This window comes from Lacinutrix himadriensis, from assembly GCF_001418105.1.
Classification (GTDB): Bacteria; Bacteroidota; Bacteroidia; order Flavobacteriales; family Flavobacteriaceae; genus Oceanihabitans; species Oceanihabitans himadriense.
The window spans coordinates 210,930-235,909 of record NZ_LIQI01000012.1 but is presented as its reverse complement, the minus strand read 5'-3'; the positions used below and the strand labels follow the sequence as shown (position 1 = coordinate 235,909).

General features: G+C 33.6%; 25 protein-coding genes. 12 read left to right on the top strand and 13 right to left on the bottom strand.

Annotation, left to right across the window (positions count from 1 at the left end; translation table 11 throughout):
- Positions 1-15: 15 nt before the first annotated feature.
- A complete protein-coding gene (ppk2, locus tag AMD28_RS03285; protein WP_055442728.1) occupies positions 16-864 on the top strand; it encodes a polyphosphate kinase 2 in 849 nt (282 codons plus the stop codon).
- A 1-nt stretch (position 865) separates the two neighbouring features.
- Positions 866-1,648: a polyphosphate kinase 2 gene (ppk2, locus tag AMD28_RS03280; protein WP_055442727.1), complete on the top strand. Its 783-nt coding sequence runs from the start codon at positions 866-868 to the stop codon at positions 1,646-1,648.
- An 88-nt stretch (positions 1,649-1,736) separates the two neighbouring features.
- On the opposite strand, the gene AMD28_RS03275 is transcribed toward ppk2 (AMD28_RS03280), so the two are convergent.
- A complete protein-coding gene (locus AMD28_RS03275) occupies positions 1,737-2,300 on the bottom strand; it encodes a DNA-3-methyladenine glycosylase I (protein ID WP_055442726.1) in 564 nt (187 codons plus the stop codon).
- A 184-nt stretch (positions 2,301-2,484) separates the two neighbouring features.
- Between AMD28_RS03275 and AMD28_RS03270 the strand changes: the two genes are divergently transcribed.
- Entirely contained in the window at positions 2,485-3,081 is a 597-nt protein-coding gene (locus tag AMD28_RS03270) for a thioredoxin family protein (RefSeq protein ID WP_055442725.1), read from the top strand.
- Positions 3,082-3,213: 132 nt separating this feature from the next.
- Here AMD28_RS03270 and AMD28_RS03265 read toward each other — a convergent pair whose 3' ends face one another.
- The 6 genes from AMD28_RS03265 to AMD28_RS03240 form a co-directional block, all read right to left on the bottom strand.
- Positions 3,214-3,912, bottom strand: coding sequence for a hypothetical protein (locus tag AMD28_RS03265; RefSeq protein WP_241492429.1), 699 nt, complete (start codon positions 3,910-3,912; stop codon positions 3,214-3,216).
- Between the two features lie 69 nt (positions 3,913-3,981).
- A complete protein-coding gene (truB, locus tag AMD28_RS03260; protein ID WP_055442723.1) occupies positions 3,982-4,674 on the bottom strand; it encodes a tRNA pseudouridine(55) synthase TruB in 693 nt (230 codons plus the stop codon).
- 1 nt (position 4,675) lies between these two features.
- Positions 4,676-5,470 (bottom strand): undecaprenyl-diphosphate phosphatase, encoded by a 795-nt coding sequence (locus AMD28_RS03255; RefSeq protein WP_055442722.1) that lies wholly within the window; start codon positions 5,468-5,470, stop codon positions 4,676-4,678.
- A gap of 59 nt (positions 5,471-5,529) precedes the next feature.
- Positions 5,530-5,799: a DUF3098 domain-containing protein gene (locus tag AMD28_RS03250; protein ID WP_055442721.1), complete on the bottom strand. Its 270-nt coding sequence runs from the start codon at positions 5,797-5,799 to the stop codon at positions 5,530-5,532.
- Position 5,800: 1 nt separating this feature from the next.
- Positions 5,801-6,133 carry a hypothetical protein gene (locus AMD28_RS03245; protein ID WP_152975532.1) on the bottom strand — a complete coding sequence of 111 codons (333 nt, stop codon included), beginning with the start codon at positions 6,131-6,133 and terminating at the stop codon, positions 5,801-5,803.
- Positions 6,134-6,190: 57 nt separating this feature from the next.
- Positions 6,191-7,066 (bottom strand): cell division protein FtsX, encoded by an 876-nt coding sequence (locus tag AMD28_RS03240; protein WP_055442719.1) that lies wholly within the window; start codon positions 7,064-7,066, stop codon positions 6,191-6,193.
- A 240-nt stretch (positions 7,067-7,306) separates the two neighbouring features.
- Between AMD28_RS03240 and leuS the strand changes: the two genes are divergently transcribed.
- From leuS to AMD28_RS03220, 4 genes are all read left to right on the top strand, one after another.
- Positions 7,307-10,159, top strand: a complete 2,853-nt coding sequence (gene leuS / locus AMD28_RS03235) for a leucine--tRNA ligase (RefSeq protein ID WP_055442718.1) — start codon at positions 7,307-7,309, stop codon at positions 10,157-10,159.
- Between the two features lie 304 nt (positions 10,160-10,463).
- A complete protein-coding gene (locus AMD28_RS03230) occupies positions 10,464-10,823 on the top strand; it encodes a hypothetical protein (RefSeq protein ID WP_152975531.1) in 360 nt (119 codons plus the stop codon).
- Between the two features lie 161 nt (positions 10,824-10,984).
- Positions 10,985-11,680 carry a zinc metallopeptidase gene (locus tag AMD28_RS03225; protein ID WP_055442716.1) on the top strand — a complete coding sequence of 232 codons (696 nt, stop codon included), beginning with the start codon at positions 10,985-10,987 and terminating at the stop codon, positions 11,678-11,680.
- A gap of 86 nt (positions 11,681-11,766) precedes the next feature.
- Positions 11,767-12,492: a Bax inhibitor-1/YccA family protein gene (locus AMD28_RS03220; RefSeq protein ID WP_055442715.1), complete on the top strand. Its 726-nt coding sequence runs from the start codon at positions 11,767-11,769 to the stop codon at positions 12,490-12,492.
- Positions 12,493-12,541: 49 nt separating this feature from the next.
- Here the strand turns inward: AMD28_RS03220 and AMD28_RS03215 are convergent, their stop codons facing one another.
- The 4 genes from AMD28_RS03215 to AMD28_RS03200 are packed head-to-tail and all read right to left on the bottom strand — an operon-like array spanning position 12,542 to position 15,105.
- Positions 12,542-13,219 (bottom strand): response regulator transcription factor, encoded by a 678-nt coding sequence (locus AMD28_RS03215; protein ID WP_055442714.1) that lies wholly within the window; start codon positions 13,217-13,219, stop codon positions 12,542-12,544.
- A complete protein-coding gene (locus AMD28_RS03210; RefSeq protein ID WP_055442789.1) occupies positions 13,212-14,000 on the bottom strand; it encodes a sensor histidine kinase in 789 nt (262 codons plus the stop codon). Before AMD28_RS03210 ends, AMD28_RS03215 begins: the two co-directional genes overlap by 8 nt.
- Positions 13,982-14,638 carry a hypothetical protein gene (locus tag AMD28_RS03205; protein ID WP_055442713.1) on the bottom strand — a complete coding sequence of 219 codons (657 nt, stop codon included), beginning with the start codon at positions 14,636-14,638 and terminating at the stop codon, positions 13,982-13,984. Before AMD28_RS03205 ends, AMD28_RS03210 begins: the two co-directional genes overlap by 19 nt.
- Before the next feature lie 8 nt (positions 14,639-14,646).
- Positions 14,647-15,105, bottom strand: coding sequence for a hypothetical protein (locus AMD28_RS03200; protein ID WP_055442712.1), 459 nt, complete (start codon positions 15,103-15,105; stop codon positions 14,647-14,649).
- 176 nt (positions 15,106-15,281) lie between these two features.
- On the opposite strand from AMD28_RS03200, the gene AMD28_RS03195 reads away from it, so the two are divergent.
- Entirely contained in the window at positions 15,282-15,809 is a 528-nt protein-coding gene (locus tag AMD28_RS03195) for a phage tail protein (protein ID WP_055442711.1), read from the top strand.
- Positions 15,810-15,892: 83 nt separating this feature from the next.
- Positions 15,893-19,744, top strand: a complete 3,852-nt coding sequence (locus tag AMD28_RS03190; protein WP_055442710.1) for a T9SS type A sorting domain-containing protein — start codon at positions 15,893-15,895, stop codon at positions 19,742-19,744.
- A 55-nt stretch (positions 19,745-19,799) separates the two neighbouring features.
- Here the strand turns inward: AMD28_RS03190 and AMD28_RS03185 are convergent, their stop codons facing one another.
- Both AMD28_RS03185 and AMD28_RS03180 read right to left on the bottom strand, forming a co-directional pair.
- Positions 19,800-20,270, bottom strand: coding sequence for an Lrp/AsnC ligand binding domain-containing protein (locus tag AMD28_RS03185; protein WP_055442709.1), 471 nt, complete (start codon positions 20,268-20,270; stop codon positions 19,800-19,802).
- 181 nt (positions 20,271-20,451) lie between these two features.
- The gene (locus tag AMD28_RS03180) at positions 20,452-21,816 is read right to left on the bottom strand and encodes a saccharopine dehydrogenase family protein (RefSeq protein ID WP_055442708.1); all 1,365 of its coding nucleotides are present in this window, start codon (positions 21,814-21,816) and stop codon (positions 20,452-20,454) included.
- A gap of 77 nt (positions 21,817-21,893) precedes the next feature.
- Here AMD28_RS03180 and AMD28_RS03175 point away from each other — a divergent pair, with 77 nt between their 5' ends.
- The 3 genes from AMD28_RS03175 to AMD28_RS03165 all read left to right on the top strand — a co-directional run bounded on the left by AMD28_RS03175 (position 21,894) and on the right by AMD28_RS03165 (position 24,948).
- Entirely contained in the window at positions 21,894-22,286 is a 393-nt protein-coding gene (locus AMD28_RS03175) for a DUF423 domain-containing protein (protein WP_055442788.1), read from the top strand.
- Positions 22,287-22,349: 63 nt separating this feature from the next.
- Positions 22,350-23,963, top strand: coding sequence for a phosphoenolpyruvate carboxykinase (ATP) (pckA, locus tag AMD28_RS03170; protein ID WP_055442707.1), 1,614 nt, complete (start codon positions 22,350-22,352; stop codon positions 23,961-23,963).
- Between the two features lie 91 nt (positions 23,964-24,054).
- On the top strand, positions 24,055-24,948 hold the full coding sequence (locus tag AMD28_RS03165; protein ID WP_055442706.1) for a T9SS type A sorting domain-containing protein: 894 nt from the start codon (positions 24,055-24,057) through the stop codon (positions 24,946-24,948).
- Positions 24,949-24,980 lie beyond the last annotated feature (32 nt).

Here is a 24,980-nt window from a genome sequence, read left to right as displayed (position 1 = left end):
TGTTTAATTAATAATATGATAACACAAGAAGATTTTCAAAAAAGTAATAATAAAGAAGAATTTAAGGCATTGCTTCGTAATAAATTATCTGACGAAGCATATAAAAGTTTAATAGATTCTGTTGCTTACGAAAATCAATTACTTCAACTGCAAGCTGAGTTGGTAGATTTACAACAATGGGTTGCAAAATATAACAAACGTGTTTGTATTCTTTTTGAAGGTAGAGATGCCGCAGGAAAAGGTGGAACAATACGAAGGTTTACAGAACATCTAAATCCGCGTTCTATGCGCGTTGTAGCACTGGCTAAACCAACAGATGTAGAACGTGGTCAATGGTATTTTAGAAGGTATATTAAAGAGTTGCCTAATCCTGGTGAACTGGTTTTCTTTGATAGAAGTTGGTATAATCGTGCTGTTGTAGAACCCGTAATGGGATTTTGTTCTGAAGAAGAATACAACAAGTTTATGGTGCAAGTTACAGAGTTTGAACATATGCTTTATGAAGACGGAGTTGTGGTTATAAAATTTTGGTTTTCTCTCTCTAAAGATGAGCAAGAAAGAAGATTTGAATCTAGGTTGAAAAATCCTTTAAAACAATGGAAGTTTAGTGAAGTGGATAAAGAAGGACAAAAACTTTGGAATAAATATACGCACTACAAAGAGCAAATGTTTGGTAAAACACATACTTCCTTTAGTCCTTGGATAATATTAAAAACAAATAATAAAAAGGAAGCCCGATTAGAGAGTATTCGTTACGTGTTATCCAGATTTGACTATGATGGAAAAGGTAACTCTGGAACCACCACACTACCAGATCCAAACATTGTACAACGCTATCATAGAATGATTAAACAAATTGACTAATATGACAAAAATATCAGATAAAAGCTTAAAAGGATTAAATACCAAAAAAGGCTTGAAGTATTTTTTATTAGAGGAGAATATGACAGCTATAAAAGCAGTTAGATTATTGAACTATGAAAGTAGGCTTAAAAAGTTACAAGTAGAGCTCAGAAAACTTCAAGAATGGGTTGAAAATAGCGGGGAAAAAGTAGTTGTTATTTTTGAGGGACGAGATGCAGCAGGAAAAGGAGGAGCAATAAGACGTATTACAGAACATTTAAATCCTCGTGAATTTAAAGTGGTTGCATTGCCAAAGCCAACGGAAGAAGAACAAGGAGAATGGTATTTTCAACGGTATATAAACAAGCTTCCTAGAAAAGGGAAAATGGTGTTTTTTGATAGAAGTTGGTATAATCGTGCTGTTGTAGAACCGGTAAATGGCTTTTGTACTGAAAAAGAATATGATATTTTTATGAACCAGGTTAATGATTTTGAGCGTATGCTGATTGAGTCGGGAACTAGAGTTATAAAATTTTATTTTTCCATTTCAAAAAGTGAACAAGCAAAGCGTTTTGCAGATATAAAATCTAGTCCAATAAAAAAATGGAAATTTAGTAAGGTAGATCAAAAGGCATTAGAGCTTTGGGATTCTTATACAGATTATAAAAACATCATGTTTGAAAAAACAAATACAGAAATCTCCCCTTGGATTATTATAAAAGCGAATAGAAAAAGTCAGGCTAGAATTGAAGCGATGCAGAAAGTATTAGAATTAATTCCATACAAGGCTAAACAAAAAGCATAATAATAGGAGTAGTCTTTTAAATTCCCAAAGCTCAAATTTAGATGTCGGCTTTCGGAGTTATTTTATTTAAATTTTACCGGTTTCTGCGCTATACCTCATCATACCTAAAACAATTGGCTTCATGGTCATTAACCATACCTACAGCTTGCATAAAGGCATACATAATTGTAGAACCCACAAACTTAAAACCACGTTTCTTTAAATCTTTACTCAACGCATCGCTAATTGCCGTATTTGCAGGCGCATCTTTGTACTTTTTAACTTTGTTTTTTATAGGTTTTCCATCCACAAAAGCCCAAACATAGGTGCTGAAACTTCCAAACTCTTTTTGGATGTCCATAAACAATTTAGCATTTGTTATTGCACTTCTTACTTTTAATTTATTTCTAATTATTCCAGCATTTTCAAGTAGTTCCTGTACTTTGTCTTCTTTGTAATTCGCTATTTTTTTGTAATCAAATTGATCAAAAGCATCAAAAAAGTGGTTCCGTTTACGTAAAATAGTAATCCAACTTAAACCCGCTTGAAAGGTCTCTAAAATTAAAAATTCAAAAAGTGTTGCATCATCATAAACAGGGCTTCCCCATTCGTGATCGTGATATGCTTCGTATAAATCATCTCCAACACACCAACCACATCTATGTTTTTCCATTACATTTCCTTTTTAGAATTCGACTTAAGTAAGTAACATTATAACGTTAATAACAAAAAAAATCATTTGTTAAATGTCCATTACGGACTTGTAAGTTTTTGATATAAAGATAGACATAGATTATGATAAAAGTCATAATTTATAAATAGTTAAGTAACTATTTTTACTAGAAGAAATAAAGAAGATGAACACTATAATTAAAGACAGTTTACAAAAAAGTATTACATACACAGAATATGCCGACTTAATTAAAAATTTGGCTGAAAATGAAGATACTACTGGAAGTGAGAAGGCCGAAAACCTTATCGAGTATACAAAACTTAATGCTAGACGAATGAAACGTTGGGATAAAACGTTGAAGGTTAATCAAGCTGTTAAAGAAAGAGTTGAAAAAATAGATAAAAAAATAACTTGGTTAGTGCTTACCGAAAGCTGGTGTGGTGATGCTGCTCATGTAGTTCCTGTTATGCAAAAAGTGGCAGAATTAAATCCTAATATTAATGTGAAAGTGGTATTGCGTGATGAGAATGAAGCGTTAATGAATAACTTTCTAACAAATGGAGGGAAATCGATACCTAAATTAATTATGATTGATGATATTTCTGGTGAAGTGATAAATACTTTTGGACCAAGACCAAGTGGAGCAACACAATTAGTTAACGATTATAAAGCGAAACATGGGATGCTAACTCCAGAGTTTAAAGAAGATTTACAACGTTGGTACAATCAAGATAAAGGACAAAATGCGGCTAATGATTTGGTAGAATTATTAAGTGTTTAATTAAAAATCGCTTTGCTCTTTTACTTCAAACCTTCCGAATTTTGCTTGCACAAAATACACCTTCCTTTAGCTAAAGGAAGGAGTGCATACGAGAGGGTTTTTAATAAAACTACTCCTTAATTTATATAGGAATTACTCTTTACCTTCAAAATAAAAAGTAATTGTTCCAATTTGTGCACCTTCTGAAGAATTACGAGTAAATCTTGCTTTTTCAGCATATTCTAAAGCATGTTTAATAAGACAGTTGTTGGATGAGTTGGAAGCATTATTGTAAGAGGTTCCGGTAACTTTTCCGGAAGTATCTACGGTAATGTTTACTACTATTTTACCACTAGCTTCGCATAAATAAATAGGTGTTGGCAAATATCTGTGCTTTCGGTTTACTAAAGAATAACTAACAGAACTTTTTGCATTATTGTTTTCTTCTAGTTGCTTTTTAAGCACATCATTTACTTTGCTAAAAGAGTTTAATTCGTCTTTTTCTACACTGGATTCTTTTTTTGAGATATCCTTTTTCTTAGAAATTCCATAATCCGAATGACTTAAATCAGGTCTTACATAATCCTCTGGAGGCGCAATTCTTCTTTGAGAATATGCATGGCTTTTGCTTTTCTGGTTTTGATTGTAAGCTTGATTGGTTTCGGCCTTAGCCGTTTTTTCCTGTTCTTCTAATTCGGTTTCTGTGATTTCCTTTTCAGGCTCTATTTCGTAGAAGGTTTCTGCAACTTCTTCCGTATGTTTTAAAATATGAAAATTAAACATACCCAAAATTATCGTTCCTGAGATAAGAAACGTAATAGACATCGCTTTATGTTTATTGCTAAATTGCATGTAGGTTAATAACGTATTTTATTAAGTGGTGGCACTTAAAGATACGTTAAAAATGAAAAAATAGATTTTTTAAGAATCCAATTCTTCTATAAAAGCTTCGATGCTAACGGCGTTATCTACATTGTAATCGCCAATTTTGGTTCTTCTTAAAACCGAAAGATGTCCTCCAGAATGTAACGCTTTTCCAAAATCGTGTGCTAAAGATCGAATGTACGTTCCTTTACTACAAATCACTCTAAAATCGACTTCATTGTTTTCAAAACGTGTAATTTCAAAAGTCTCGATAGTAATTTTTCTAGATGGTATTTCTACTTCTTCACCAGCTCTTGCATATTCGTATAAACGTTTTCCGTCTTTTTTTAATGCGGAAAAAATTGGTGGAAATTGATCAATCTCCCCAGTAAATTGTTTTGTAGTTTCTTCTACTAAATCTTTTGTAATATGATCAATAGGAAAGGTTTCGTTTATTTCGGATTCTAAATCGTAAGAAGGCGTTGTGCTTCCTAAAACAATAGTTCCTGTATATTCTTTAATCTGACCTTGAAAAGTATCTATTTGCTTGGTCATTTTCCCTGTACAAATAATAAGTAAACCAGTAGCCAAAGGATCTAAAGTTCCTGCATGACCAACTTTAATTTTTTTGATATTATAGGTTTGTCTAATCTTCCAACGTAGCTTGTTTACCACTTGAAAAGAGGTCCAATTTAAAGGCTTATCGATTAATAAAACCTGTCCGGATTTGTAGTCTTCTTCAGTTAACATATTAGTTTAAAACGGAATAAATGATAGCAATAACACCAACAATTGCACAATAGTAAGCAAAATACGAAAGCTTACTTTTCTTTACCAATGAAATCATCCAAGTACAAGCAAATAATCCTGCAATAAATGCAGCAATAAATCCTGCGGAAAGTGATGTTAAGTTATGGGTTTCATTAATTAAATCACCACTTAAAAGGTCTTTAGCGATTTTTCCGAAAATTAAAGGAACAACCATTAAAAACGAAAAACGTGCTGCTTTCGTTTTATCGTTTCCTAAAAGAACAGAAGTAGAAATAGTTGCGCCAGAACGAGAAATTCCTGGTAACATGGCAATTGCTTGCGAAATACCAATCACAAATGCATTTTTAAAACTTACTTTTTTATCGGTGTCTTTTGCTTTGTCGGCTAAAAAGAGTAGCGCTGCTGTTACTATTAGCATACATCCTACAAGCATAATATTACCTCCAAATAGTGCTTCTAATTGTTTTTCAAAAAACAAGCCTACTACAACCGCGGGAATCATAGAAAGTGCAATTTTTGATACAAATTGTAAATCTTCGTTCCATTCGAATTTTAAAACACCTTTAAGTAAACTAAGGATGTCTTTTCTAAAAACAACAATGGTGCTTAAGGCAGTTGCAAAGTGCAATACTACGGTAAATAGTAGGCTTTCTTCTGGAACCGAATTATCGCCTAGTATGGCTTTACCAATTTCTAAATGGCCACTTGATGATACAGGAAGAAACTCTGTTAATCCTTGTATAATTCCTAAAATAATGGAGTCTATAACATTCATGTTGGCAAAAGTATTAAAATACTATTACCAATTGTTATTTTGTACTTGTAAATTAATAGTTAAGAATTAGAATCTTTACTTTTATTCGGATTTAACAAAATAGCGTAAACCTGAATTCCAAAACCAATAAGTACTAAAGTTGGTGCTAATCGTATACGTCTCCAGCTAAAGATATCTGGACTAAAAACATTTGGATCATCGCTACCACCACCAGACATTAAAATAAAACCTAGCGCAATACAAGCTAAACCAATAAACATGAATTTATAGTTTTTTCTACCAAAAATAAATTCGCTTTTCGTTTCTTCTTTACGTTTTTGTTCTCCCATTTTATTTAAATTCTGTGTAAATAATTTCGTCACCTAGCGTTAATTGGGCAATGTGCTCTGAAGTAGCGCCGCCAATTAATTTTGCTAGATGCAAAGTAACGGTTTTATTTAAAACTTTAGCGTTAAGAGAATCTAAATTTAATCCGTTTTCTAACCCACGATTTATATAGTAGAAGTCCGAACCGCTATCATGAAAAACAATGTCCTTAACACCTCCTTCTGTAATTTTAGTAACTATAATGTTTTGTTTTACAGTATTTTTTAATGAGTTATTCTTAACCATACAAGAGGTCAATAGAAAGAATAAAAAGAGAGTAGGAATTAGTTTACGCATAATTCTTAAAGGTTGGTTGTGATAAAACCAACGTGTAAATACATGATTTATTGCAAATTAATACAACTGATCGGTTTTTAAATTTAAGAAACGTTGTGTTGCGAAAAAAGTAGAAAACCAAGTGATTATTATACCTAAAAGAAAAACACCAGCAAATAGAGCGCCAATTAATATAGGGTTACGCATTAGGTCTAGTTCTGGGAAAGTCAGGTTTAAGTAATATAAAACCACTGCCATTCCTAACATGGCTATAATTGCTCCAATGATTCCTAATTGCACACTTTTCCAAACAAAAGGTCTGCGAATAAAACGTTTTGTAGCACCAACCATTTGCATGGTTTTGATGGTAAATCGTTTTGCATAAACCGCCAAACGAATAGAACTGTTAATTAATAGTACAGCAATTAAGGTGAAAATACCACTTAGGATTAAAACCCAAAAGCTTATTTTTTTAACGTTGTTATTCATTAAAGTGACTAAGTCATTATCATAACGGACTTCATCAACAAAGTTTTTATTTAATGCTTCTTTAGATATATCTTCTAAATGTTCTGAGGTTACATAATCTGCTTTTAAATGCACATCAATAGAATTTTGTAAAGGATTGTATCCCAAAAACTCCATGAAATCTTCGCCATTTTCGGCTTTCATAGATGCAGCAGCTTGTTCTTTGGTTACATAATCTGTCGATTTTACGTAATCTGCTAAAGCCAAACTCTTTTCCAATTGCTTTGTCTCTACCTCTTTTGCACTATCTTTTAAGTAAATAGTTACCACCACTTGCTCTTTAAAATGATCAGAAACCTTTTTAGCATTAAGAATTAGCATACCTAATAGTCCTAATAAAAATAAGACTAAAGCAATACTTAATACCACCGAAAAGTAAGATGAAATAAGTTTACGTTTCTGGTATTTTTCAAAAGATGCGCTCATAAAAAGGATTTGTTAATGATGTAAAAATAATAAAGAAAATGAAAAGAAACTTTAAAAGATGCAAGTCTTTTGAATTCAAATAAAATGTCTTTCCTGAGAAATCGGGAATCTTTTTATTAGAAACTTAATTTACGTAACTAATTAAGTAGTTTTAATTCGTTTATTATTATAACGTTTAAACTTTTAATAGTGTTGTAATAAGTTTAAATTTGTGCCTTCATTAAGCGATAAAACACAAAAATGCAATACCATTTTAATACTATTGAAGCCAAATGGCAAAAATATTGGGCAGAAAACCAAACGTTTAAAGCCTCAAATACTAGCGAGAAACCAAAATATTATGTTTTAGATATGTTTCCTTATCCGTCTGGAGCAGGATTGCATGTTGGTCACCCATTAGGGTATATCGCAAGTGATATTTATGCGCGTTACAAACGTCATAAAGGATTTAATGTATTGCATCCACAAGGTTATGATAGTTTTGGTTTGCCTGCAGAACAATATGCTATTCAAACCGGTCAGCATCCTGCAGTTACTACAGAAACGAATATAAAAACATACAGACGACAGTTAGATCAAATTGGTTTTTCTTTCGATTGGTCTCGTGAAGTGCGTACTTCTAGTCCGGAATATTACAAATGGACACAATGGATTTTTATTCAGCTTTTTGAGTCTTGGTATAATAATGAAAGTAATAAAGCGGAAGAGATTTCAAGTTTAATTGCTGTTTTTGCTTCCGAAGGAAACGCAAATGTGAACGCCGTTTGCGATGATAATATCGAAGTATTTACAGCGGAAGCATGGAATAATTTCAACCAAAAAGAACAAGAAGAAATTCTTCTTAAATATAGATTAACCTATTTAGCAGAAACCGAAGTAAACTGGTGTCCTGCTTTAGGAACCGTTTTAGCAAATGATGAAATAGTAAATGGTGTTTCCGAACGTGGAGGACATCCTGTACTACGTAAAAAAATGACGCAATGGTCGATGCGAATTTCGGCATATGCAGAACGTTTATTGCAAGGTTTAGATACTATTGATTGGACAGATTCATTGAAAGAAAGCCAACGTAACTGGATTGGTAAATCGGTTGGAGCATCTGTTACTTTCAACGTGAATAATCATGAGGAAGTTATTGAAGTTTTCACAACAAGACCAGATACTATTTTCGGAGTAAGTTTTATGACTTTAGCTCCAGAGCACGAATTAGTATCTCAAATCACAACTCCAGAGCAAAAAGCAGAAGTAGATGCGTATATTCTAGCAACTGCAAAACGTAGCGAACGCGATAGAATGGCAGATGTAAAAACCATTTCTGGTGCATTTACAGGAGCCTATGCAGAACATCCTTTTAGTAAAGAACCAATTCCAATTTGGATTGGAGATTACGTTTTAGCGGGTTACGGAACAGGAGCAGTAATGTCTGTACCTTGTGGTGATCAAAGGGATTACGACTTTGCAAAACATTTTAATATTGCGATACCTAATATTTTTGAAGGTGTAGATATTTCTGAAGAAGCGTATGCTGCTAAAGACAATGTGAAGATTGCAAATAGTGATTTCCTTAACGGAATGAACTACAAAAAAGCGTCTAAACGTGCTATTTACGATTTAGAGCAATTGGGTCAAGGAGAAGGAAAAACAAACTACAGATTACGTGATGCTGTATTTTCTAGACAACGTTATTGGGGAGAACCATTTCCAGTATACTATGTAAATGGAATGCCGCAAATGATTGATAAAGCACATTTGCCAATCACATTACCAGAAGTAGAAAAATATTTACCAACCGAAACAGGCGAGCCACCTTTAGGTCGTGCAGATGTTTGGGCTTGGGATACTGTAAATAATAAAGTGGTCTCTAATGATCTTGTCATGTCGAGCGAAGTCGAGACATCTCAACACAATGGCGTATTCCCATTAGAACTAAACACCATGCCAGGTTGGGCAGGAAGCTCTTGGTATTTCTTTAGTTATATGGAAGAAAAAGCCAAAAGAGGAGAAGACTTTGCTAGCGAAGACGCACTTAACTATTGGGAAAATGTAGATTTATATATTGGTGGAAGCGAACACGCAACCGGACATTTATTATACTCTCGTTTTTGGACGAAGTTTTTAAAAGATAGAGCATTTGTTGGTGTAGAGGAACCTTTTAAAAAGCTTATTAACCAAGGAATGATTCTTGGGACTAGTGCTTTTATTTATCGTGAAGATGGAACGAATACATACCTTTCTCAAGGTTTAATTAAAGATAAAAAAGTAGCTCCAATCCACGTAAAAGTACAATACGTGAATGCATCGGATGAATTAGATATTGAAAGTTTAAAAAATGATGCGGAGTTTGGCGCAGATTATAAAGACGCAGAATTCCTTTTAGAAAATGGTGTTTATAAAGTAGGTCGTGAAGTCGAAAAAATGTCGAAGTCCAAATACAACGTTGTTAGTCCAGATGCGATTTGCGAACAGTATGGTGCAGACAGTCTTCGTTTATACGAAATGTTTTTAGGTCCGTTAGAGCAAGCGAAACCTTGGAATACTGCCGGAATTACAGGTGTTCACGGTTTCCTTAAAAAACTATGGAAATTGTATGTTGGTGAAAACGGATTAAACGTTACGGATGTCGCTGCAACAAAAGACAACTTAAAAACATTACATAAAACCATAAAGAAAGTAGAAGAAGATATCGAGAATTTCTCTTTTAATACTTCGGTTTCTACCTTTATGATTGCGGTTAATGAACTTACTGCACAAAAATGTACCAGCAAAGAAGTGCTAGAACCTTTATTGGCTTTAGTTTCTCCGTATGCACCACATATTGCTGAAGAATTATATAGTCAGTTAGGTAATGAAGGATCGATAGCTACGGTAGCTTTTCCTAAATTTGATGCAAGTCATTTAGTAGAAAGTAGCAAGAATTACCCGATTTCGTTTAATGGTAAAATGCGTTTCACTATCGAATTACCAATGGATTTGAGTAAAGATGAAATTGAAAAAGCAGTAATGTCTAACGAAAAAACCATCGCGCAATTAGAAGGTAGAACACCTAAAAAAGTAATTGTAGTTCCTGGTAAAATTGTAAATATTGTAGGATAATAAATCTGAAGTATTATATCTTTAATGGATTCTTTCGAAAGAGGGAATCCATTTTTTTTTATTTTAGAGTAAAATACTAATTATGAAAGGACTTCCATTTCTCATCGTTTTACTTCTTTGTTTTTCCGCGAAAGCGCAAGATAAAATGATTTTTAGATAGTGTTTTTTGTAAAAATATTAAAGGAAAAGTGGAGGCGTGCGTGAAGAAATTCCTGAGGTTATTAATTATCCAGTAACTGTAACACAAAAGGCAACACGTATCAAGGAATAGATTGACACTAAACTAAATGTACAGAATAAAAATATGTGGTTAAAACTTAAGCGGAATGATAAAATCGGATTGTTTTTCTTTGTGGCTTTTGTGCTTAGCACCACATTAATAGGACTTTTTGAAGAACGGTTTAATGAACAGCAATGGAGAAGCGAACGTACTACACGATATAAGTTGGCAGAAGATATTCTGGAAAGTAAATTACTGATTGGGAAAACCAAAAAGGAGGTTATTGCATTATTAGGACCGGCATCCCCTTCTACACTTACTGGAAGCGATCACTTGCTGTATTATTTAGGAAAACCACCAAGTTTTTTTGAGTCCAAAAGAGAAAATCTTATTGTTATTTTTGAAAATAGTTATGTAATAGAGGTTATTCATTTGCAAGAATAATTTTTCTTTTTGTTTTAAGAGAGAAGAATTCCGTTTTCGGGAAAGAAATAAAAAACAAGTAGTTACATTTATTTTCCTTAAAAACTGACAAAATTTCTTAACGAATGTTTGGCTTATTTTTTGCTATACAAATAGTATATTTAAACACTAAAAAAAAATAAATGATTGGATATTATATATTAATAGGAGCAATAGCGCTTGTAAGTTGGTTGGTAAGTAACCAATTAAAGAAAAAATTTAAGAAATACTCACAAGTACATTTACGCAACGGATTAACCGGTAGAGAGATTGCCGAAAAAATGCTTGCAGATCATGGTATTACAGATGTGGAAGTTATTTCTACTCCGGGACAATTAACAGATCATTACAACCCAAAAAATAAAACAGTGAATTTAAGTGAAGTGGTTTACAATCACGCCAATGCAGCAGCAGCAGCAGTTGCAGCACATGAATGTGGTCATGCAGTACAACATGCACAGGCTTATAGTGCTTTAGGTATGCGATCTGCCTTAGTACCAATAGTTAGTGTAACTTCTGGTATGTCACAATGGTTGGTTATTGGTGGATTAATTCTTGGTGGAGCTGCAGGAATGGGTATGGGTTACTGGGTTGCCGTTGCTGGTCTAGTATTTATGGGCTTTGCTACTTTGTTTAGCTTTATTACTTTACCTGTGGAATATGATGCAAGTAACAGAGCTTTGGCTTGGTTGAAAAATAAGAATATGCTTTCACAAGAAGAGTATGCAGGATCTGAAGATGCGCTTAAATGGGCTGCTAGAACGTATTTAGTTGCTGCAATTGGTGCTTTAGCTTCTTTATTATATTGGGCACTTAAAGTATTTGGAGGAAGAGATTAATTAAAACATATCGTGTAATAAAAAAGAGACATTAATTTATTTTGATGTCTCTTTTTTTATTACTTTTCAAATTAAAATAAACATTTATGGAAAATCAAAATATAAACCCTTTTCAAGAGGAACAACCCAAAGTACGTGTTGCAGCATTAGAACAAGTAGATCGTGTTGCTTTTTATAAACAAACCTATGCGCATGTTGCTGGTGGTGTTTTAGTATTTATTCTTTTTGAATATTTATTATTGCAAAGCGAGACTATTGTAAATTTTGCATTATCCATGACCGATGGGTTTAAATGGCTAATTATGCTAGGAGGTTTTATGTTTATTACTAATTATGCGGAAAAAATGGCTTTAAAGACGCCAGATAAAAACAAGCAATATTTAGCCTATGCATTATACATTTTAGCCGAAGCATTTATCTTTGTGCCAATGATTTATATGGCAGCTTTTTATATGGATTCTGGTCCAGAAATATTACAGCAAGCAGCAATTGTAACCTTATCTTTATTTAGTGGTTTAACCGCTGTCGTTTTTGTAACTAAAAAAGATTTTTCGTTTTTAAAAACAGGTTTAACAATTGGCTTTTTTATTGCAATAGGTTTAATTATAGCAGGAACACTTTTTGGGTTTAACCTAGGATTATGGTTTTCTGTTGGAATGTGTTTGTTGGCTGGTGGTTCTATTTTATACCAAACATCTAACCTTATCAATAAATATACAGTAGATCAATATATTCCTGCTTCGTTAGGTCTATTTGCATCTTTAATGCTATTATTTTGGTATGTGTTACAGATTTTTATGTCTAGAGATTAAGACTTGAAAAATATTAATAAAAAGCTCCTCTTGTAGGAGCTTTTTATTTTTAAAAGCTATTGTTATCTAGGGAAACAAGCTTGTTTTTTAAGGCATAAATAACTAAGCCAGCTACATTTTTAGCTTCGGTTTTTAGTAATAAATTATTACGATGGCCTTCCACTGTTCTCGGACTAATAAAAAGTGTCTCGCCAATATCATTAGTGGTGTATTGTTTGCAAATAAGTTCTAGTACTTCAATTTCTCGTTTGGTGAAGTAATTAGTGTCAAATGTAGATTTTGTGTTTTTGTCTTTCGGATTGGTAATACTTTCATGAACGTATTGCATCACTTTTCCGTCGTAATAAAAACCTTTATCATAAACCTCTTCAATGGTTTTAATCATTAATGCTGGTGTGCTATTTTTTGCTAAATAGGCAACCGCTCCAATAGAAATCATGTTTAATATAAAAGGTTTGCTAAAATAACTAGTCAGCGCAATTACTTTTATGTCTGGAAATTCTTTGTGAATAATTTTAGTGACTTCCACGCCATTTAAATTAGGCATTTTAAGATCTGTTACAACAATTTCAGGTAGGGTTTTTGCTTCGCGTAACTGTTTAACCAAGTCCTCTCCGTCTTGAGCGGTAAAAAGAATATTAATGTTTTCTTCGTTACCTAAAATTGCTTTTAATCCTTGTAAGAATAAAAGCTCATCATCTGCTAATGCTATATTTATTTTATCCATGGTATGTACATTGTATTATAAAAAGGCTGCCATTGTTTTTGGTGCTTTCCATTTTAAGAAACCCGTTTAAAATTTTAACACGACTATTTATGTTTTGTAAACCAATGCCACTTTTTTTACTAATTTCTTTCACATTAAAACCAACACCATTATCTTGATAACGTATTTTAAAACCTGTTGGGTTTTGTTCCATATATATCGCTAATTCATTTGCTTTTCCATGTCTAATAGAATTATTCATTAGTTCTTGAATAATTCGAAATACATGCAATTGATTGTTTCTAGATAATTTACTTAAATTTTCAATATTATGCTCTATTTCTAATGTTGTATTTGCCGAAAAATCATCGAATAATTCTTCTAAAGCAACCTTAAGTCCGAACTCATCTAAAATTGGAGGCATTAAATCATGCGCAATCTTTCTAGAACTCTCTAAGGTAGTAGAGGTTATTTCAAGGATTTGATTTAATGAAGCTCTCTGTTTATCACTAATAGACTTGTCTGTTAGAAGCACATTGGTAGACAAGCTAATAATGTTGAGTTTAGAACTAATGGCATCGTGTAAATCTTGCGCAATACGTTTGCGTTCTATTTCTTGAATAGCAATAGACGTTTGTAATATTTTTTGTTGATTTTCAAGCTTTAATGCAGCTTTTTCAAGTTCCTTTTGCACTATTTTTTGTCTGGAATAATGAAAAAACAGAATTAACCCAGTAGTTATTAAAACCAAAAAGATGATTCCGTAAACCAATGCTTGAATAATTAATTTTTCATTTTCCATAAACTCTTTTTCCATTCTATTAAAATTAGTATTAAATAACCTACATAAAACACTCTATTTAAAAACCAAGCATCTGAAGCTATTTCTCTATCTATTACACTCAAGTAATCCCCCAAAATAAATATTAAAGTACTAGTTGCTATGTAAATTAATACACCAGCATTTATATACATAAATTTACCAGGTTTGCTTAGTGAATTATATAGGTGAAAAATGGAATATAAAACTAAGGGGAATGATGTAATTAATATTTCTAATAAATTAAACTTAGAAAATAAATTAGCCTTTACAGTGTATTGAATTATTAATACTAAAAAAACCAAAACACTAATAACATTTAGATATTTTTTCTGGTTTTTATTAAATAATTGGCGATAAAAGAGCGACAGAAAAATAAACTGAAAAATAAAATAAAAATGAGATAAGTATAAGTTATTTAATTCAAAATTATATTTTCGTTGAACCTGTATAAGTAAATTACTACCTATTAAAACACAAAAAATAAGTGTTAAATAGATAGTAAAATACTTGATTTCCTTGCTTTTTTTGCCTTTTAAATAACTATATGTATATAATGTTGCATTAATAAAAAGTAATATTTTCCCAAGCTGTTGAATGGCGTCATCAAATTCCTTCATTCCAATTTTTAAGGATTATATAATGGGCTTTTTGGATCACATGTATTTGGACAAGGATCTGTAAAATCAAAAATACCAGTACCAATTAATTTGTAAGGAGGCGGGTTTTTAATAGCATATCCTTCTATAATATCTCTGTGTATGGTTTTAGTACCATCTTCTTCTTTTGTTGTAGCAACAAGTACTAATTTTTCGGTTTTGGCACTTGGTATGGTGTCTGATAATGGTCTGTCAATTCCCATATACGCTCTAATACCTGCAGTATCTACCAGACTGGTGTTAACACAAGAAAGGTCTTTTAATATTTCCATTTCTATTAAGCAATCAATAAGATCTCTAGCAGGTATAAGAAAGGCTTTTGCGTGTTTTAATTCGCCATTTTTATTTAGACCACTGTTTTCTGATTGCCATTTTTCCACATAGTTTTTTGCTTCTAAAATTGGTATGGATTTCGTTTTATTGCTCATGATTTAACATTTATTGGTTAATAGACTTTAAAGCTACAAGATATTTTTATTAAAACATATAAAAATAAAAAATCAGGTATTTCTACTCGGTTTTTATATCAAGTAAATTTGCTCACGCCTAACACTCTAATAATCAGTATCTTTGGTTTGTTATTAACCAATTAAATAAATATATTATGGATCCATTTTTGGCACAAATTATTTTGTTCGGAGGGACTTTTGCTCCACGAGGTTGGGCATATTGCGACGGACAACTATTAGCTATTTCTTCTAACACAGCTTTGTTTTCTTTATTAGGAACGACTTATGGAGGAGATGGTAGAACAACTTTTGCTTTACCCGATTTAAGAGGTAGAGTACCTGTACACCAAGGGACAGGTCCTGGATTATCACCTATGCGATTAGGACAACAAGGAGGTGAGTCAGTTGTAACGCTTAAGGCTAATGAAATGCCTGCGCATAGTCATACTGCTGTTACTAACGCTGTAAGTCCAATTCCTAGAGGAGGTGCTGCAGTAAACAACCCAGCAAATGCTTACAATGCTGAAGGTGGGGTTTTTGCAACAGGAGCAAATGCACAAATGGCTGCAGATGCTACAGTTGTTGGGCAAACTGGAGGGAGTCAATCGCATAATAATATGCAACCTTTTACATGTCTAAGTTATATTATAGCTCTACAAGGAATTTTTCCATCTAGAAGCTAAAAATATAATTAAACTAAATTAAAAGGATACCGCCAATTTTTTTTTGACGGTATCCTTATGGTATTAACATAAATATATTAATTATGAAAACAAACTACAATTTTAAAAAAGCAATCCTCAAAAGCATTCGTGTTTTTTGTGTTTTATTGCTATTTAGTTATTCTGCCATTGCTCAGAATATAAATTTTACGATTAATACTGCTGTAGATAATGGTACTAGTATTACGGAGACCATTTCTGTAGGAGGTGTTAACTATATTCTAACCATTGATCACGCTATAAATGTGGAGAGTTTGGACGACCTTGGAGGTGGTGATTTAATTTTTTATTTAGGAGGTAGCCGAAGTCCACTACCTTTTGTACTGACCATTACTAGAGATGGTGTTCTTGCTAATTTTGATCTAATTGGTATTGATTATGATACGCTTGCATTGGGTAATGTAGGTTTAACAAATCAAGATGATGCTGTAATTACTTCGTTAGCTGCTTATACAGCGGGAAGTGGTGCGTTACCAATAACGAATACAGCTAATGCTTTGGACATTTCGCAACTAAAAATTATTACAGGAGATCCAGGTGATTTCAATAACTTTGGTTTCCATAATGTTAATGTGAATATGGTGGCAGCTTGTGTTCCTCCTGCAGGAACAGCAACTTTTGTAAGTCAAGATTGTGGAGCAGGAACATTTCTTGCGCAAGTAAATGTAACGGATTTAGGAGGTGGTACACCATCTATTTTTGACGGTACAACTACTACCGCAGTTACTGCAACTGGGGTTTATAATTTTGGGCCTTACCCAACAGGAACGCCAATAAATTTCACCTTACAGCATGGAACGGATACTACTTGTAATGTAAATTTAGGTGCGGTCGCAGATACTTGTCCGCCACCTTGTTTACCTCCAGTAGGTACAGCAATTTTGAATTCACAAGATTGTGTAGCAGGGACATTTTTGATAGATGTTAACGTTACGGATTTAGGAAGTGGAAGTCCAGCAATATACGATGGTACTGCATCTACCCCTATAACAGCAACAGGTATTACAACACTTGGGCCTTATACAGCAGGAACCATTATACCAATAACCTTACTACATGGTAGCGATGGTACATGTAATGTAGATTTAGGTATTGTAAAAGATACCTGTAATGAAATAATTTTTACTATTGATACCGCAGTGGATGATGGTACAAATATTACAGAAACTATTGTTGTTGGTGCAGATACGTTTGTGTTAACTGTAGATCATTCTGGTAGTGAGGCACTTCTTGGAGTAGTTGGTGATCCATCCGATTTATTCTTTTATCATAGTACCATAAATCCGCTTGATCCATTTGTTTTATCGGTAACTAGAAATGGCTTTCCAGCAAACTTTACTTTAAATGGCATAGATTATGACGCAGCGGGAACAGGAAGTATATACGTGCGAAACCAGGATGATCAAGATATTTCTGCATATACATCGTATGATGCTGGGTCGTCTGGAGCTTTAAATTTTACTAATGTTCTAAACGGTGTAAATATTTCAAGTTTTAAAATTGGTACAAATAATCCTGATGATTTAAATCTATTTGGATTCCATAATATTAGCATAGATATTGAAGAAGGTTGTGTGCCACCAGCAGGAACAGCAACTTTTGTGAGTCAAGATTGTGAAGCAGGAACCTTTCTTGCACAAGTAAATGTGACCGATTTAGGAGGTGGTACACCATCTATTTTTGATGGTGCAACTACTACGCCAGTTACTGCTATAGGGGTTTACGATTTTGGACCATATCCAACAGGAACACCAGTCAATTTTACTTTACAACATGGAGCGGATATTACCTGTAATGTCGATTTAGGAGCTGTGACAGATACTTGTCCGCCACCTTGTTCCCCGCCAGCGGGAACCGCGCAATTAGATACGCCATTTCAAGATTGTGATGCAGGTACTTTTTATGCGGTTATTAATATTACCGATTTAGGTAGTGGAGGAAGTCCTATTTTATTTGATGGAACAAATTCTATACCTGTAACCGCTACAGGGTCGTTTGGTATTGGAACCTATCCTATAGGAACACCAGTAACCTTTACTTTGCAACATGGGGTAGACCCTACCTGTGATGTGGTAATAGGAACTGTTTCCAATACCTGTGATGAGGTGATTTTTACTATAGATACAGCTGTCGATGACGATACATTAAATATTATTACAGAAACGATAGTTAAAGATGGAGATACCTACGTATTAACTGTTGCACATTCTGGGGATGAAGATCTAGAAGAATTACCTGGTCTACCAGGAGATTATGCTTTTTTCCATAGTTTTGGAGACCCGCTTAGTCCTCATGTTTTGTCCATAACTAGAAATGGGTTTCCAACCAACTTTACTTTAAAAGGTTTGGATTATGACACTTTAAATGCGGGTACTATATTAGTTACCAATCAGGATGACCTTGAAATATCTAGTCCTACATCTTATCCTGTAGGTGCTGGAGCTATACCTATTACTAGTGCGGTAAATGCAACTAATATTTCGAGTTTTAATATTTCAGCACCAGTTAGTGGTGAATTAAATAGCTTTGGATTTCATAATATTAAAGTAGATATTATTGATACCTGTGCAGCAGGAGCTGCAACAGCAACTCTAGGAACTCTAGATTGCGCAAATAGTGATTTTTATGTGGACGTAAATGTTACCGATTTAGGTAATGGAAGTCCAGTAATATTTGATGGTGTTACTTCTACAGTTGTTACTACAACTGGTAACTATGAACTTGGGCCTTATGCCTCAGGGACATCTATAAACTTTACATTGCAACAAGGAAGTGATGTTGCCTGCGATGTAGATTTAGGAGCTGTAACATATACATGTCCAGCACCTGCTAATGATTTGTGTGGAGGTGCTATTGCTATAGCATGTGGAGAGACTGTTATAGGTTCAACAACTAATGCAACAGATACGGGGAACAATCCTTCTAATGATGTGTATTACTCTTTCATGAGTGCTACTTTAACCGATGTAAACTTGTCATTGTGCGGTTCGGATTACGATACTGCTTTTCGAGTTTTTGATGATTGTTTGCAAAGTAATCTTATTGCATTTAACGATGATTCCGAAGCATGTTCTGGGAATCAATCTGTACTTACTTTTACTGCGCAACCAAACATAACGTACTTTATTATGATAGAAGGTTATGATGATGATTCTGGCGATTATGAAATGGTTGTGGATTGTATTACAAGTGTTCCATCACCAGGAAATGATTTATGTGCTAATCCAACATCTCTTAACTTAGGTGTTACGTTAACGGGTCAAACCACGGCAGGAGCAACAGATAGTACTGTTGGAGAAGATGATGATACAGAATGTGATTCGTATACATTCAAAGCAGATGTGTGGTATACCTTTCAAGGTCCAGCTTCTGGGCAAGCTACTATAGCAACAGTTATTACGGATACGTCTGATGAAGCCAATGTTGCTGTCTATTCGTCTTTAGATTGTTCACAATTAGATGTTGATATTATAGCATGTTCTGCATACAATGGAGGGGAAACAGTAGCTTTAACAGGACTAGTGCCTGCTGCTACCTATTATGTTAGAGTTTGGAGTGATGGTGTTGCTGGACCTCCTGTTCCTCCGATAACTTCAGGAAGATTTGAAGGAGGCTTTAGTATTACTGTTACCGATTCTACCTTATCCATTCCAGGAATTGAAGACGAACAATTGTTTAGCTATTACCCGAATCCAGTAAAAGGATTGTTAAACATAACAGCTAAAAAAGAAATGTCTAAGATTACCGTATTTAATATGCTTGGACAAACTGTTTTAACAGAAATACCAAATACAACAACAAGAAGTTTAGACATGTCTAACTTACAAATTGGTGCTTATTTTGTTAAAGTAACTATAGGTAATGTAACCAAAACCATACGTGTTATTAAAGAATAGTTAATTCATAATACCTTTAAAAGTAAAAGCTCCTAAAGAAATTTAGGAGCTTTTTTTATATCTTAATTTGTCGGTCAATCTGTTGATCTAAAGAAATGAAGGTTTCTGTTCTAGAGACACCAGAAATAGATTGAATGTCTTTATTTAAAACCTGCATAAGATGTTCATTGTCTTTACAAAGAATTTTAATAAAAATACTCCAATTTCCTGTGGTGTAATGGCATTCTAAAACCTCGGGGATTTTTTTAAGTTGTTTTACTGCTTCGGGATTACTCATTGCTTTGTCTAGATACACCCCAATATATGCCATGGTGGTATAGCCTAATACTTTTGGATTTATTACAAATTTGGATCCTGCAATTAAACCAGATTTTTCTAGTTTTCGTAGTCGTTGGTGTATGGCTGCACCAGAAATACCAACACCTCTTGCTATTTCAAGAATAGGTGTTCTTGCGTCTTCCATTAAAGCGCGTAGTATTTTCTTGTCTATACCATCTATTTGAATGTTGTTATTTGTTGTTTTCACAGGATATAGTTTCAGTTAAAAACATAAATGTACAGAATTGATTTGAAATTGAAAGTAGATTTCGCGTTAAGGATGGGAATGGCATCCTTTTTTTGCTGCCATATATGGCAAAAAAAGATATAATGTACAGCCTGACGCTACTTAGCTTAAGAAAGCTAAGTAGGGAAACGCTATAAAAATTTTAAACGTGTAATGGGTTGTAACCTAAGTAAGGCACTTCTTTTTCTTTAAATATAATTCCGTAATCTTCTAATTCTTTTAAAATAGGAGTGTACACTTCTTTGGTAATTGGTATTTGTACCCCTGGCGTTGTGATCTTTTCGTTAAGGATTGCGAGTGTTGCAATTGCTACTGGTAATCCAACGGTTTTTGCCATTGCGGTATAGGTTTGGTCTTCACCAAGTGTTACCATGGTTGCGTCTATTTGGTATGTTTTTCCGTTTAGTGCATAGCCAAATTTATGATACATAACAATCATGTCTTTGTCTTCTGGGTCTAGTGTCCAGCTATCCATTAAAATCTTTTGTAAAATTTGTGCTGGCGTTGCTTTTTTAAGTTCCACCATTTTTGTTCTACTAAAAAGATCTAACTCTAAGTATTTATCCCAAACTACATCATCTTGGTCTATTTTTAAGGCATGTCTAAATTTAAGCTCCACAGAATCTGTAGGGCTGTATGGTAAAAAGGCGTTTACAAAATCGCGATAGCTCATATTTTCGCTATCGTCTATCGTGTAACTATCGTCTGTCATACCAAGTTGTACAAAAACGTTCCAAGCACGAGAGAATCCAACGCGACGCATGGTACCTCTATATAATGTTTTAATGCTGTCTAGTCCGTAAACACTTTGGTATTTAAGGGAGTCTCTGTTTGCATAACCTTCAAATCGGCCATATCCTTCTATTTCTAAAAATTCGGTACGTCTAAAGAGTCTGTTGTATGGTATGTATTTATAGGTGCTTTCTTGTAAAAATTTTCCAGCGCCACCTTGTCCTGCTAGGACTACGTTTCTTGGGTTCCAAGTAAATTTGTAGTTCCACAGATTGTTGTCGCTTTCTGGAGCAACTAGTCCGCCGGTAAAAGATTCGAATAAAATCATTTCGCCACCTTTTTCTCTAATTTTATCAATGACTTGCATGGCGCTCATGTGATCTATTCCTGGATCGACGCCAATTTCATTCATAAAAACAAGCCCTTTGTCTTTTGCCGCTTTATCTAATGCTTGCATTTCTGGACTTATATAAGAAGCGGTTACCATATTCTTATTAAAAGTAATACAGTCTTTAGCAACTTCTATATGAAATCTAGCAGGTAGCATAGACACTACAATATCTGCGTTTTGTATGGCCTCTTGACGAGAATGTTTATCAAAAACATCTAATAAAATAGCTTGGGCATTTTCATGATCGCCAATTAATTTTTTAGCGTGAGTAAAGTTTATATCGCCAACTATAATTAGTAAATCTTCGGTAATTGATTTTTCTAATAAATATTTAATAAGGTAAGAGGATGATTTTCCAGAACCAATGACTAAAATCTTTCGCATAATGAGAATTGTTGAGTAATTTTGTGTTTACGAATGTAATAAATACTGTGGGTAAATTAAACGAAATACATAATTATATGAACAAAAAATTATTAATTTCCGGAGCTGTTTTGGGGATCTTAGGAATTATACTAGGTGCATTTGCTGCACATGGCTTAAAAGAATTAATTTCGGAAGCTTCTTTACAGTCTTTTGAAACTGGTGTGCGTTATCAAATGTATCATGCTTTTTTACTGTTAATTTTAGGAAGTATGCATAGCATCCCAAAGAAGTCTAAAAAAAGCATTTATATCTTGACTGTAGTTGGTGTTTTGTTTTTTTCGGGATCTATTTATGGTTTGTCCACAAATGCATTGACTCCTGTGAATTTTAATAAAATTGCATTAGTTACCCCTTTGGGAGGCCTTTTGTTAATTGGGTCTTGGGTGATATTGTTGATAAACTTTTTAAAACTAAAAGCGGATAATTAGGGTTTTAGATGGCTACTTTAAAATAAAGTTTTAATTTTGCATCTTAAACAACACAATTAAAATATGGTTAATCATAGTCAAGTAACGAAAACGATTTCGTTAGAACAATATGGAATCAAAAATGCAAAAGTTAATTATCAACTTTCACCAGGACAACTTCATGATATTACTGTTGAAAAAAAGCAAGGAGTTACGTCTTCGTCTGGAGCACTTGCTGTTAATACAGGAGAATTTACTGGTAGGTCGCCAAAGGATAGGTTTATAGTTAAAGATGATGTCACTAAAGACAGAGTTTGGTGGGGAAATATTAATATTCCTTTTGATTCTGATAAATTTGAAAAGCTATACAATAAAGTGGTAGACTATTTGTCTAACAAAGAAGTTTATGTAAGAGATAGTTACGCTTGCGCGGATAAAGATTACAAATTAAATATTAGAGTAATAACCGAGACTCCTTGGAGTAACATGTTTGCTTATAATATGTTTTTACGTCCAACGGAAGAAGAATTAAAAGACTTTTCTCCAGAATGGACTATTGTAAACGCACCAAGTTTTATGGCAGATCCAGAAGTAGATGGAACACGTCAACATAACTTTGCTATTTTAGATTTTACTAGAAAAATTGCTTTAATAGGAGGAACTGGTTATACTGGGGAAATTAAAAAAGGAATTTTTTCTGCATTAAACTTTATACTTCCAGTATTTAAAAACACACTACCAATGCACTGTAGTGCAAACGTAGGTAAAGATGGAGATACCTCTATTTTCTTTGGTCTTTCTGGTACCGGAAAAACAACATTGTCTACAGATCCAGATAGAAGTTTAATTGGAGATGATGAACATGGTTGGACTGCCGAAGATTCGGTATTCAATTTTGAAGGTGGTTGTTACGCGAAAGTAATTAACCTATCTCAAGAGCAAGAGCCTGAAATTTATGCTGCCATTAAAAAAGGAGCTATTTTAGAAAATGTTATAATGAATGATAAAGGAGAAGTAGATTTTTCAGATACTTCTATTACTCAAAATACTAGAGTGAGTTACCCTATTTATCATATTGAAAATATACAAAAACCTTCTATAGGTAAAAACCCTAAAAACATATTCTTTTTAACAGCGGATGCTTTTGGTGTTTTACCTCCAATCTCTAAGTTGACTCCAGGTCAAGCTGCATACCATTTTATTTCTGGTTACACGGCTAAAGTTGCTGGAACAGAAGCTGGAATAGATGAACCATTACCAAGTTTTTCTGCTTGTTTTGGAGCGCCATTTATGCCGTTACATCCAACAAAATATGCGGAGATGTTAAGTCAGAAAATGAAAGATGCTGGCGTAAATGTTTGGTTGGTGAATACCGGTTGGACTGGTGGACCTTACGGTGTTGGTTCTAGAATGAAATTAAAATATACTAGAGCAATGATTACTGCTGCGATGGACGGAAGTTTAGAAGCGGCTAATAAAGATAATTACCATATTCATTCTGTGTTTGGTTTAAACCAACCAAGAACGTGTCCTAATGTACCAACCGAAGTGTTAAGTCCGAGATCTACTTGGAATAATGATGAAGGGTATTACAAAACAGCATATAAATTGTCAGACTCTTTTAGAGCTAACTTTAAACAGTTTGAAGCGAATGCAAATCAAGAAATTCTTGATGGTGCACCAAATGTACAGGAATAAATAGGTGAACTACGGTAATATTTGTTGAAAGGGCTTGTAAGTTTTTTTTTATAACCTAACTTTATGACTATAAATTATAAAGCTATTAATTATGAAAAAAACACTACTTTTTGTGGCTATTGTTGTAGCCATGCAATTACAAATTCAGGCACAGTCCACTGCTGTGCCGAATGCCGATTTTGAACAATTTCTAATCACCTTTACTTCTATTAATGGACCATTAGATGGTTTTATACTAGACAGTGAAGCGGCTGCTGTGACAGGAACGTTGAATTTAAGTAACGTAGCACCTTATAATGCTATTGATGATTTTACAGGTATTGAAGCCTTAACAGGTATTACAGGTCTAGGTATTACGTATAATACCGCAGTAACTAGTTTAGATGTTTCTGCAAATACTAATTTAACCTTTATTGATACAGAGTTTAGTACATCGTTAACTAATTTGGTAATTGGAGCGAATACCAATTTAAGTGAATTGCGTATTCCTGCTTCTCCTGTTGGTGATTTAGATTTATCAGCAAATACAGGTTTAACTGTAGTAGATGTAAGAGGTTCTGGATCTGTTGTTATAGATATACGTAATGGGAATAATGTTAATATAACATCTTTTCAGTCAACTTCTAACCCTAGTCTTAGTTGTATTATTGTGGATGATAAAGACGCCGCATATTTAGGTGCTTGGTCAACAGGAACTGGTACTTTTGCTAATGATGAAACAGGTTGTCCTACCCTTTCTGTAGCTAATGAAACAGAATTGACTTTTGATGTCTATCCTAATCCTGCTAAAAACAGAATCTATGTTACTTCTAGTTTACAAGAATCACAGATTCAAGTATATGATATCACAGGGAAGTTAGTATTGGCAAAAGATATTCAATTTGGTAAAAACGCTTTAGACATTAGTGCAATGGCTTCAGGAGTTTATTTAGCTAGAATGTTATCAGGTGGTAAATCACAAACTAAAAAATTAATAATTCAGTAAATGAATTAAATTATTAACCAAAAAAAATCGCA